Here is a 12865-nt window from a genome sequence, read left to right as displayed (position 1 = left end):
CCTAATCCTTGCGCTCGATATCGATGTACTTCCATTCCTGATGCAGGATGGGATGCTTCTTATACCCCAGCACGCCCGGTTGCGCCAGCATGCTGCGGTAGCGCGAATAGGCCGGCATGGCCGCCGCCTGCACTTCCAGCAGCCTCGCCATCTTGCGGTACAGCGCGTCGCGCTGCGGTCCCGGCGGCATGCGGTGGCTGGCCTCGTACCACTGGTCGAACTGCGCGTCCTGGTAGCAGCCGTTGTTGTTCTGGTTGATGTTCTTCCCGTAGAACAGCTGCATGAAGTTGTCGCCGTCCGGGTAGTCGGCCATCCACTGGTAGGTGCGGGTCTGCAGCTTGCACAGCAGCTCGGCCTGCTGGATGTCGCTGAAGATCATGCGCTGGTTTTCCATGCGGATGCCGAGCCGGTTGTAGGTCTTGCGCCACAGCTCGGCCATCAGCACGCCGGCCGCCTCGTTGCGCGAGGTGTAGTGGATCAGCAGCGGCTTGCCGTCCGGCAGGGTGCGCCAGCCGTCCGCGCCCTTCTTGTAGCCGTAGCGGTCCAGCAGCTGGTTGGCCAGCACCGGATCGTAGCGCAGCAGGCCGCGATACGCCGGATCGTGGCCTGCCACGCTGGGCGGGATCGGGAATTCCAGCCGCCGCGCCTCGCTGTTGAGCACCAGGCGGATTTCCTCGTCGACGTCGTGCGCCATCGCGATCGCGCGGCGCAGGGCGATCTTCTCCTTGCCGAAGCCGCCGACCACCGGGTCGCGCATATTCCAGTAGTAATAGGTCAGCACCGGATCGACGATGCGCGACAGCTGGATGCCGCGCGCCGCCAGCTCCGGCCGCAGCTTGCCGTCGACCAGGCCCTTGGGCGACAGCGGGCCGTCCAGCCAGAACAGGTCGGCCTCGCCGCTGGTGAAGGACAGCCAGCGCGACTGGTCCTCCAGCTGGATGCTGATCTCGATGCGGCCGATCTGCGGGATCTTCTTGCCCTTCATCTGGCGCACGATGCGCTCGTCGTCGGCGCGGTCCTCGGCGCTGGGCGCGAAGTCCCACACTTCGGCGCGATGGCCGGGGTTTTCCTCCAATACGATGCGGCTGCCGCGTATCCACTGCCCCAGCCGGTAGACGCCGGTGCCGACCGGATGGCCGGCCACCTCGCCCTTGCTGTCGCCGTATTTCTCCACCACCTCGCGCGCCACCGCCGCCATCGGTTCGTAGGCCAAGATCATGCCCAGGCTGAAATCGGTATGCGTAAGGTGGATGCGCAGCGTGTAGCGGTCGACCTGCTCGAAGCCGGGCACCGGTGCGTCGTAGTCGAAATGGCCGGTCTTTTTAGCTTGCTCGGCCAGCGCGTCCAGGCCCACCACCTTGCCTTCCAACAGCCAGCTGTTGGGCGAGGCCAGCTTCGGGTCGAACAGCCGCTTCCACGAGTAGACGTAGTCGGCCACGGTCAATTCACGCGGCTTGCCGCCGAACGCCGGGTCGGGCGTGAAGTGGATGCCCGGCTTCAGGCGGATCAGATAGCTGCGGCCGTCGGCCGACACTTCAGGCAAGGCCGCCGCCGTCTCCGGCGCCAGCTTGACCGGCCGCGCCAGGTAATCGTAGGTGTACAGGGTTTCGAAGATCGCTTCGGTGATGTGGCCCGTATAAAGATCCCGTCCCAGCGCCGGATCGAAGCTCGCTTCGGCGGCCGGCAAGATGTAGCGCAGGGTCTTGGGCGGCGTCGGCCCGGCTGCCGGCGCGGCCAGGCACCAGCTTGCGGCTGCCATTGCGGCGGCGAATTTAATGCACTGCATACGCTTCCTCAAGCCGCTGGTAAGTGCCGAAACAATACAACAAATCTTCCGTGGCCGAAATGGGGGCTTGATAGCGATTAACTAACGGCGTTTTGCCAAAGACCGGCAGTTTGTCGCATAAATGTAACGCTACATTTCAGGATGAACGTAGGTTCATTGAATTGCAATGCACCAACTTGTTACGTCCCGTCAACGAGTTCACAAGATATTCGTTTCTTTTTTGATCCTTGTGCAATGTTTCACGTCTTTTTTTTGCTGAGCGCACCAAATTAGAGCGTTTTTCAGGGCGCTTTTGGAGCATTATTGATAATAGGTAAACAATAATCTTTAGATATCGATTTGAAAGTTTGTCCGTTGACAGCAAATGTCGCCGAGTGATCTGATGACCAAATGAAAAGAACGTCAGTGTTTTTTTCGAACGGCAAAACATCGCCGATAAAAAAAACAAATCACAGTGTGTATTTCTTCGTTTTGAATTGGGAGCAGAAAATAATGATGGTTGAAACTGTATTGTCCCGCTCTGTGCGCCTGATGTGCGCCGGCGGTCTGGTTTTGGGTATGCATGCCGCAGTGGCGCAGACCGTCGACACCGACAACGTCGCCCGCGTAGAGATCACGGGTTCGTCCATCAAACGTATCGCCAAGGAAGGCTCGCTGCCAGTGCAGACGCTGACCCGCGCCGATATCGAGCAGAGCGGCGCCAACAACGTGGCCGACCTGGTCGCGCAACTGCCGTCGATGCAGGGTTTCATCACCTCGTCGGCTTCGGTCAACGGCGGCGGCGGCGGCGTACAGACCGCCTCGATCCACGCCATCGGCACCCAATACACGCTGGTGCTGCTGAACGGCCGCCGCATGGCGCCTTACGGCACCGGCAGCGCGGTCAACCTGGCCAGCATTCCGCTGTCGGCCGTCGAACGCGTCGAGATCCTGACCGACGGCGCTTCGACGCTGTACGGCTCGGACGCGATCGCCGGCGTGATCAACTTCATCCTGAAGAAAAACCAGCACGACCTGACCATCGAAGGCACCGTCAACGCGCCGCAAAAATCGGGCGGCAAGAGCACCAACATCGCCATCACCAAAGGTTTCGGCGATCTGGAGACCGACGGCTACAACGTGTTGCTGGCCTACAGCCACGACGAGCAGAAGGAACTGAACGCCAGCCAGCGCGATTTCGCCAACTCCGGCGTGCACAAATTCACCCAGAACGGCAAGCAATACGCCACCTGGCAAACCAGTATCAACTCGACCCCGGCCAACGTCGAAGTGGTGACCGCCGACGACGACGTCGTGCTCAACACCGACCTGCTGAACAAAGGTTCGTGCACCCAGCCGCACACCTTCTCGCGCAGCGGCGCCTGCCGTTTCGACTACGCCTCCACCGTCCAGCTGCTGCCTGAACTGAAGCGCGACAGCGTGTTCGCCTCGGGCAAAATGCGCTTCGGCAAGGAAACCACCGTGTTCAGCGAACTGGTGCTGTCGAAGTTCACCAACACCGCGCGCTACGCGCCGGCCGCCCAACCGCTGACGGTGTTCAGCACCGATCCGGTGTCGGGTGTGAAAACCATCAATAACAGCTACATCGGCGCCTACAACAAGAGCGTCGTGCCGCTGTTGGCCGGCCAGGGCATCAACTCCGCCGACGTCACCGACGCGCTGTGGTACTACCGCGGCGCCGACGCCGGCGGCCGTACCGACGAGTACCGCACCGACGCCGCCCACTTCGTGCTCGGCATCGACAGCTCCTACGCGGGCTGGGATGTCGGCGGCGCCTTCACCCATTCGCAGAACAAGCAGACCGACCGCGCGATGGCCGGTTACATGAGCGGCGACAAGTTCGAGGAACTGGTCCGCACCGGCGCCTACAATCCCTTCGTCTCCACCTCCGGCGCTGCCGCGCTGCTGGCCCCGGCCGTGCTGCGCCAGGAACTGGACGTGACCAAGTCCAAGATCGACGTGGTCAGCGCGCACGCCTCGCGTGAAGTGTTCGACCTGCCGGGCGGCGCCGCGTCGCTGGGCGTCGGCGCCGACTTCACCAAGCAAACCTACCAGGACACGCCAGCGAAGATCGCCATGGGCCCGGGACCTGGCAATCCAGGCTGGACCGACGTGGAAATCGGCGGCGGCACAGGTTCGCAGGCGCTCGACGCCAGCCGCAACAACTGGGGTAGTTTCGCCGAGTTGTTGATGCCAATCGCCAAGAACCTCGAAGCGACCACCGCCGTGCGCTACGACAGCTACGCGGCAGTCGACAAGAACAACGTCAGCTACGACACCACCGGCAAAGCTTCGCCATCGGGCAAGGTCGGCGAAGACGTGGCCAAGGCCACCTACAAGCTGGCCGTGCGCTACACCCCGACCCAGGCGCTGCTGCTGCGCAGTTCCTACGGCACCGGCTTCAAGGCGCCGACGATGAACAACATCGCCGACCCGCTGAAGAACGCCGGCTCGTCGAACGCCTTCCCTTGCCCGATCAAGGCTGCCGGCGATCCGCGCTTCGTCTACTGCCGTCCAGGCTCGTCGGAATACGGCCTGCTCGACAGCGGCAACCCGGCCACCGGCGCCGGCGCGCTGAAAGCGGAAGAGTCCAAGCAAGCCACGCTCGGCTTCCGTCTGGAGCCTAGCACCATGATCTCGTTCGGCGTCGACATGTGGGACGTCAAGCTGAAGAACCAGATCCGCACCTTCTCGCAAGATCAGCTGTTCACCAATCCGGTGCTGGCCAACCAGTACATCACGGTGTACGCCGATCCTATCCAGAAGAGCAATGTGCTGGTGGCGGTGCGCAAGCCGCTGAACCTGGCGTCGTCGCACTTCCGCGGCCTGGACTGGGACAGCACCTTCCGCGCCGCCACGCCGATCGGTAAGGCCAGCGTGAACTGGACCGGTACCTACATGCTCAAGGCTGAGCAGGATGTGCCTGGCGTCGGCACGGAAAAATCGATCGGCCGCTTCGACTCCTACGACGACGTGGTGTTCCGCGTGGTGTCGAAGCTGGTGTTCGCGCTGAAAACGTCCGACAAGCTGAGCAACTCGCTGACCGTCAACTACCGCTCCGGCTACCACGACAAGGTGCTGACTGCGGACGACGCAGCGGTGCGCGTGGTCAACGCCGACGGCAGCATCGGCGGCGTGGCTGGGATGGAACGCGACGTCAAGGAGTACACCACCGTGGATTACCAGGTCAAGGCCAACTACATCAAGAACCTGACCGTGACCGCCGGTATCAAGAACCTGCTGGACCAGGACCCGCCGTTCTCGGTGCGTAACTCGGGCGGCGGCAACCAGGTGGGCTACGACGGCCGCTACGCCGATCCACTGGGCCGTACCTTCTACCTGACCGCGTCGTACAAGTTCTAAGCCCCGACGACCGGCTCACCGCCGGTTGCCGCTCCACCCCGTCTTCTTCGGAAGACGGGGTTTTTAGGTTTCTACCGGCCTGAACTGTCGCATTAATGTAACGTCCGGTATCCGGACTCCCCCCTGCTTTCCGCCCCTCCCCGCGCACCAGCCTGTTGCACGCCCGCGACGCCACTGCAATACTTTCCCTTCTTTTTAACATTCAAACAATGTTTTATGTACTGAGAAGCGTTCCGCACCGAATTAGAGCGTTTTCCTGCCCAAATTTAATGCGGCATGCCTGCTCCCCAAAACACCGCAACTTTGTTCATTCGTAAACGTTTGCTCGTTGACAGTAAAGACGCGCAGATGCTCTGATGAAGAAGCAAGGAACATCTGGTTCTTTGCATAAGACCTAAAAGACAGTACTTACTTGGTGTTCATTGTTTTCAAATGGGAGAGAGAAATAATGATGGTTGAAACAGTATTGGCGCGATCCGTGCGCCTGGTGTGTGCCGGCGGACTGCTGGGCCTGGGCCTGATCGCGACACTGGCGCAAGCCCAAACCACCGACCAGCCGATGCAACGCGTCGAAGTGACGGGTTCGTCGATCAAGCGCCTGGTGTCGGAAACGGCCAACCCCTTGACCGTGTTTAAATCGGACGACTTCGTCAAGCAAGGCTTGACCACGGCCCAGGAAGTGCTGGACCGCATTCCGTCGAACAGCTCCAGCTTCAGCTCCGGCAACGTGGTCGGCGGCAACAGCAGCGGCCTGCCGACCGGCGGCCAGGCCAGCGCCGACTTGCGCGGCCTGGGCGGCGACAAAACCCTGGTGCTGCTGAACGGCCGCCGCATCGCCAACCACCCGTATGACGGCGCCAGCGTCGACCTGAACATCATTCCGGTGTCGGCCCTGGAACGCGTCGAAGTGCTGCGCGACGGCGCCTCGGCGATCTACGGTACCGACGCCATCGGCGGCGTGATCAACTTCATCACCAAGCGCTCGGTCAAGACCACCACCATCACGGCCGAAGCGGTCGCCCCGCGCAAGGTCGGCGCCGACGAGCACCGCCTCAACCTGTCGACCGGCTACGGCGACCTCGATGCCGACGGCTTCAATGTGTTCGGCGTGTTCGATTACCACAAGCTCGACATTCTGACCTCGCAGCAGCGCGAGTTCTCCAAGACCGGCGTGATTCCCGATCGCGGCCTGAACCTGACCTCGGGCACCACCTATCCGGGCAACTACTTCGATCCGACCTCGGGCGCCACCGGCAACCCCGGCTTCGCCAAGGGCTGCGACGCGCCGCTGTCGGTGCCGCGCGCCAGCAACGGCACCTGCCGCGAGGACTACACCCGCCTGATCGACGATCTGCCGGCGCAAAAGCAGACCGCCTTCTTCGGCAAGGCCACCTTCAAGATCAACAATGACCACCAGGCCTCGATCGAGTACCTGCACGCGGAAAACGATGTGGTGTCGCACACCGCGCCGCCGCCGCAGACCGGCCTGATCCTGCCGAAGTCGAGCAAATACTATCCGGGCAACTCGGGCGGCGTGCCGGCCATGCCTGGCCTGTCGGGCGACCCGCTGTCGGTCAACTGGCGTCCGACCGAAGCCGGCCAGCGCACCATCAATTCCAAGGGCGCGGCTGACCGCCTGAGCATCGCCGCCGAAGGCCTGTACAAGGACTGGGACTACAAGGCCGGCTTCACGCTGTCCGAAAGCCGCTCGGCCGAATACTTCACCGGCGGCTACGTGCGCGACGATCGTTTCGCCGCCGGCGTCGCCAACGGCATCCTGAACCCGTTCGGCCTGCAGGACGCGGCCGGCAAGACCTACCTCGACAGCACCGCGCTGCGCGGCCAGGTCCAGAACGGCAAGACCCGCAACACCAGCATCGACGCCAAGGCCAGCCGCGAGCTGATGGACCTGGCAGGCGGCAAGATGGCGGTGGCCGTGGGCGCCGAACTGCGCCGCGAAGAGGCGGACTTCTTCGTCAACCGCGACATCGCCGGCCAGGCCGCCAGCTCCGGCCTGTCGGGTTCGCAGTCGACTGCGGGCGACCGCACCATCAAGGCCATCTTCGGCGAGCTCAACATGCCGCTGATCAAGGACCTGGAAGTGCAGTTCGCCGCCCGTTACGACAACTACAGCGACGTCGGCAGCACCACCAACCCGAAACTGGGCGTGCGCTACCAGCCGACCAAGCAAGTGCTGTTGCGCGGTTCGGCCTCGACCGGTTTCCGCGCGCCGACGTTGTTCGAGAAAAACGCGCCGCGCTCGAAGAACGACACCAACAACTCGTACAACGATCCTGTGCTGTGCCCGGGCGGCGTGCTGTCGACCAACCCGATCGCCAACCCGCTGCGCGATTGCGACTTGCAACAGTTCAAGCTGCAAGGCGGCAATCCTAGCCTGAGCCCGGAAAAATCGAAGACCTTCGCGATGGGCATCGTGCTCGAGCCGATTCCGCAGGCGACCCTGGCCCTGGACTACTGGAACATCAAGCTCAAGGACAAGATCAACGCGCTGCCGGAAGAAGCCATCTATGGCGACTACGCCAAGTACCAGGCGCGCTTCCTGCGCAATCCGGACGGCTCGCCGTTCGCCATCCTGGACTTGAAGGAAAACCTGGGCAAGGTCAACACCGACGGCGTCGACATGAGCCTGACGCTGCGTTCGAACCCTACGGCCTACGGCAACTTCACGCTGACCGTGGACGGCACCTATGTCCACAAGTATGAGTACCAGGACGAGCGCGACGGTCCGTTCATCCAGAACGTCGGCCGCTACGCCGCCAACAATCCTGTGTTCCGCTGGAAGCACAACGCCGCGCTGAACTGGCGCATGGGCACCTGGAGCGCGACGCTGGCGCAATCGTACAAATCCGGCTACACCGACCAGAACCTGGACATCGCGACCAAGTACCTGAACAGCGTGCCGTCGTACGCGCTGTGGAACCTGTCGGGCACCTACACCGGCTTCAAGGGCGTCAGCCTGACCGCCGGCGTGAAGAACCTGCTGGACAAGGAACCGCCGTTCTCGAACCAGGGTACGCTGTTCCAGAAGGGTTACGATCCACGCTACACGGATCCGGTCGGCCGCGCCCTGTACGCACGCGCCAGCTACACCTTCTAAGCCTGCTCAGTTAATCTCAGCATAGCCCTGGTGGCGATGCCCCGGCCGCGGCCGGTGCATCGCCACTTTCTTTTGGGCGTTTAGAACTTGTAGTTGCCGGTGAGGTAGAACGAGCGTCCGGCCGGGTCGGTGTAGCGGCCGTCGTAGCCCAGCTGGTTGCCGCCGCCGGCGTTCTGCAAGGTCAGCGGCGGATTGCGGTCGAACAGGTTCTTGATGCCGCCGGTCAGCGTGAAGCGGCCGAAGTCATACTTGCCCTGCCAGTCGACGGTGGTGTACGACGGCGTCCACAAGCCGCCGAAGGCCACCGAGTCGCCCACGCTGCCGTCCGGGTTGACGGCGAAGATCGCCGTGTCCACCGGATACGCCTGGTCGTGGTAGCCCGACTTGTAGTGCGCCGTCAGCGTGTTGGTCAGCTTGCCGTTGGTCAGGCTCAGCGCCAGGTTGCTTTGCACGCGGAACACCACCCCGTTGTCCGGGCCGAAGCGGCCCAGGTTGGAATTGATGTCGCCGCCGGCCTGGGTGGTGTAGTTCTGCTTGATCATATACGTGCCGGTCCAGGCCGCCTTCCAGTCGCCGACCGGCGACTTGTTGCGGAAGCTGAAGTCCCAGTCCACGCCGCGGTAATTGGCGACGCCGCCGTTGATCGGCGCCTGCAGGTAGCCGATCGTGGTGTAGCCGGCCGGATCGGGATACGGATTGACGAACAGGCGCTGGTACTGCTGCGGATTGGCGAAGCCGACCTGCTCCGGCACGCCGGCCGACAGCACCTGGTTGCGGATCTGCACATTCCACAAATCCAGTCCCAGCGACAGGCCGCGCAGCGCCTCGATGCGGCCGCCCAAGGTCCATTGCTTGGATTTTTCCGGCTGCAGGCCTTCGCTGCCGCTGGCGCCGTTCGGGCCGGTCAGCAGGTCGTACTGCGCCTGGCCAACCTGGCAGCCGGGTGAGCCGGGGAACGGGCAGGCGTAGCTGCCGGCGGTGCTGCCGTAGAAGGTCGGCGCGCCGGCGATGTCGCTGATGTTGGGCGTCTTGAAGCCGGTGCCGTAGGCGGCGCGCAGCAGCAGCGACTCGACCGGGGTCCAGCGCGCGCTGACCTTGTAGGTGCCGGCGCTGAACGAATTGCCCACCTCGCCGGACGCCAGCTGCGGTCGCAGGCCGCTGGCGTCGGCCAGCTTGGCGAAGATGAAGTCGCTATGGGTCTTGTCGTAGCTGTCATAGCGGCCGGAGACGGTCGCCTCGAACGTCTTGGCCAGCGGCAGCAGCACCTCGCCGTAGACGCCCCAGTTGTCGCGGCGGGCGTCGAACGGCACCTGGCCGTAGTTGCCGCCCACCGGGTAGTTGGCCGACGCCGGCTGGCTGGCGTAGCCGGAATTGGCCAGGATGGTCGGATGGTAGGCGATCTGGTAATGCGTCTTCGAATAGTCGCCGCCCAGCGAGACGATGGAGGTGCCGCCCGGCAGGCTGAACAGGTCGTGCTGCGCGCCCGCGTGCAGCGTGTTCAGCTTGGAGGTGTTGGTCGAGAAGGTGGTGCCGTTGACCAGCGCGCCGCGCAGCTGGTCGGCGCCGGTGCCCATCACCGGATCGTAGACGCCCGACGCCACCAGCGCGTTGAGCTTGTCGAAGTCCGAGTAGCCGCCGGCCGCGTTGTCCTTGATCTTGTTCTCGGACAGGATCAGGCTGGCGTTGTAGTTCCAGCCCCAGGCGTTGCCGTCGACGCCGAGCGCGAAGTGGCGGGCGTCAGTGATGTACTCGTCGGCGCGGCCGCCGATCAGCACCGAGCGGTAGCCCAGCGTGCCGTCGCCGGTCGGGTTCTCCAGGTTGTTGGCGTCCAGGTAGGGCTGGATGTAGCGCTGGTACAGCTGCGGGAAGCGGTCGGTGGAGTTGACGCCCATCGGCTGCGCCGACGGCGCGTACTGCGCGGTCATCGAATAGCTCGACAACACCAGTTCGCCCCACAGCCTGGTGTCCTCGTTGAGCTGCCAGGTGCCCTTCAGCAGGCCGCTGTCGCGCCGCGAGCCGGGCACGTCCTCGACGGTGGCGCCATAGTTGAAGCGGCACTGCGTGCCCAGCGGGCCGGCCAGCGGGCCGCCGCAATTGCCGTTGGCGGCCAGGTAGGGATTGATCGCCACGCCGCTGGTCTCGACCGTGCTGGCCGAGCCGCGCGGGCGCACGTTGAAGGTGATGTTGGCCGGTTCGGTATTGCCGGTGCGCTGGTCGAACCAGTACTGCTTGCCGCCGCTGCCGAACTTGAAGAAGGCGCCCTGCGCCGAGAAGGGACGCTGCAAGGCCGTCAGGCGCTGCTGCTCGTCATGGCTGTAGGAAAACAGGATGTTGAATTTGTCGGTGTCGAGATCGCCCCAGCCCTTGGTCAGGCCGGCGCTGGACCAGCGCCCGCCGGACTTGCGCGGCTGGCCGTAGGTGGCGTAGGCCTCGCCCTTGGTCATGTTCTTTTTGAGGATGAAGTTGACCACGCCGGCGATCGCGTCCGAGCCGTACAGCGCGGAGGCGCCGTCGCCGAGGATCTCGACCCGTTCCACCGCCTCCAGCGGGATGCTCTCGATGTTGACGGCGTAACCGCCGCCCTGCCCGGTGCCGAGCAGGCTGGGCGCCAGGCGCTGGCCGTCCAGCAGCACCAGCGTGTACTTCGACGGCAGCGAGTGCAGCGCCGCCGTGGTGACGCCGGCGCCGCCGCCGTTGACCGAACTGGAGGCCGGCACGAAGCCCTGCATCGACGGCAGCATCTGGATCAGGTCGGTCGCGGAGGTGGCGCCGCTCTGCTTGATGTCGGCGCTGGTCAGCACCTGCACCGGCAGCGCGCCCTCCTTGGCGATGCGCTTGATCGCCGAGCCGGTGATCTCGACCCGTTGCATGGGCTGCTTGTCGGTTGCCGTGTCTTGCGCGATGGCCGGCAGGGCCAGCCAGCCCAGGCCGGCGATGGCGCCGCCCGAAAACATCAATCGCAAGGAGCGCGACAGCATTCTTTCTTGAATCATGACTTACCTCCGCTATTATTTTTGGACACACCTGTCCTACGCCCGCTGCCGGAATGGCAACCGGTCGCTCTGAAAAACAGGACAGGTGAATTAACGTGGGAGGGTGTTCGACGACACCACCCCATGCTTTATATAAAAACATGTCCGGAAGATAACGTCAATCGAACTCGTGTCACATTCGTGGTTCTTACAACACTATTGATAGCGATCCGCAAAAACAAAGGGACCCATATAGCCATTGGGTCCCTTTGTATCTTGAATGTAACCGTAGCAGGTCTGTTACTTGGATGCAGACTCCGCCGCCAGGGTGGCGAGACGGCGCTGGCGCACGGCGGCTGCCAGGCCGTGCAGTACCTGCACGCTGCTGTCCCAGTCGATGCAGCCGTCGGTGACGGACTGGCCGTAGGTCAGTTCCTTGCCCGGCACCAGATCCTGGCGGCCCGCCACCAGGTGCGATTCGACCATCACGCCGACGATGCGGTTGTCGCCGCCCGCCACCTGGCGGCCGATGTCGGCGCATACCGGCACCTGGTTCTCCGGCTTCTTCGAACTGTTGGCGTGCGAGGCGTCGATCATCAGGCGCGCCGCCAGGCCTTGGGCCGCGATCGCCTTGCAGGCCTCGTCGACGCTGGCGGCGTCGTAGTTCGGCGCCTTGCCGCCGCGCAGGATGATGTGGCAGTCCTCGTTGCCGTTGGTGGACACGATGGCCGAGTGGCCGCCCTTGGTCACCGACAGGAAATGGTGCGGCTGCGAAGCCGCCTTGATCGCCTCGACCGCGATCTTGACGTTGCCGTCGGTGCCGTTCTTGAAGCCGACCGGGCACGACAGGCCGGAAGCGAGCTCGCGGTGCACCTGCGATTCGGTGGTGCGGGCGCCGATTGCGCCCCAGCTGATCAGGTCGGCGATGTATTGCGGGCTGATCACGTCCAGGTATTCGGTGCCGGCAGGCAAGCCCAACTCGTTGATGTCGCGCAGCAGCTCGCGCGCCATGCGCAGGCCGTCGTTGATGCGGAAGCTGCTGTCCATGTAGGGGTCGTTGATCATGCCCTTCCAGCCGACCGTGGTGCGCGGTTTTTCGAAGTACACGCGCATGACGATTTCCAGGTCGCCGGCCAGTTCGCGGCGCAGCACCACCAGGCGGCGCGCGTACTCCATCGCCGCCTTGGGATCGTGGATCGAGCACGGGCCGACGACGACCATCAGGCGGTCGTCCTGGCCGTGCAGGATGCGGTGCAGCGCGATGCGGGCGTCGGCCGCGGTCTGCTCGGCGTTTTCAGTGCAGGCGAATTCGCGGATCAGATGGGACGGCGGCGTCAATTCCTTCATTTCGCGGATGCGCAAATCATCGGTACGGGGCATGCTGTTCTCCAGGTAATGAATCAAAAAATCAGGGTAAAAAAAAACCGCCTCGGGAGGCGGTTTTTCAGGAATTTGCGGGAACTCGTCTTTGCTTCTACGTGCACCGGCCGCTACTCCACCGCCTCGAGGTTGGAATCGCTAAAGTAAAAGTAGGTGGTAAAGAAGAAGCGGGTCATGATGGTGTTCCGAAAGTATTGGAATGACTATAACGCTATTGCCAACGGCTTGGCAAGTAGTTTATGGCTA

Annotated in this window: 5 protein-coding genes; 2 read left to right on the top strand and 3 right to left on the bottom strand. The window is 63.4% G+C overall.

Features of this window, described 5'->3' with window-relative positions:
- Position 1: 1 nt before the first annotated feature.
- On the bottom strand, positions 2 to 1786 hold the full coding sequence (locus RUGAMON1_RS06170) for an ABC transporter substrate-binding protein (RefSeq protein ID WP_445229666.1): 1785 nt from the start codon (positions 1784 to 1786) through the stop codon (positions 2 to 4).
- A gap of 558 nt (positions 1787 to 2344) precedes the next feature.
- Here RUGAMON1_RS06170 and RUGAMON1_RS06165 point away from each other — a divergent pair.
- Together RUGAMON1_RS06165 and RUGAMON1_RS06160 are read left to right on the top strand one after the other, a co-directional pair.
- Positions 2345 to 5149, top strand: coding sequence for a TonB-dependent receptor domain-containing protein (locus RUGAMON1_RS06165; protein WP_445229665.1), 2805 nt, complete (start codon positions 2345 to 2347; stop codon positions 5147 to 5149).
- A gap of 448 nt (positions 5150 to 5597) precedes the next feature.
- Positions 5598 to 8267 carry a TonB-dependent receptor gene (locus RUGAMON1_RS06160; protein ID WP_445229664.1) on the top strand — a complete coding sequence of 890 codons (2670 nt, stop codon included), beginning with the start codon at positions 5598 to 5600 and terminating at the stop codon, positions 8265 to 8267.
- Between the two features lie 80 nt (positions 8268 to 8347).
- Here the strand turns inward: RUGAMON1_RS06160 and RUGAMON1_RS06155 are convergent, their stop codons facing one another.
- Both RUGAMON1_RS06155 and aroG read right to left on the bottom strand, forming a co-directional pair.
- A complete protein-coding gene (locus RUGAMON1_RS06155; protein ID WP_445229663.1) occupies positions 8348 to 11260 on the bottom strand; it encodes a TonB-dependent receptor domain-containing protein in 2913 nt (970 codons plus the stop codon).
- A 279-nt stretch (positions 11261 to 11539) separates the two neighbouring features.
- Complete coding sequence (gene aroG / locus RUGAMON1_RS06150) at positions 11540 to 12619, bottom strand: 3-deoxy-7-phosphoheptulonate synthase AroG (RefSeq protein WP_445229662.1); 1080 nt, start codon at positions 12617 to 12619, stop codon at positions 11540 to 11542.
- Positions 12620 to 12865: the final 246 nt, after the last annotated feature.

The sequence above is a fragment of the Duganella rhizosphaerae genome (assembly GCF_040364205.1).
In the GTDB taxonomy this organism is placed as follows: domain Bacteria; phylum Pseudomonadota; class Gammaproteobacteria; order Burkholderiales; family Burkholderiaceae_D; genus Rugamonas; species Rugamonas rhizosphaerae.
The sequence above is the reverse complement of the archived record's forward strand: the minus strand, read 5'-3'. Positions and strand labels throughout refer to the sequence as shown.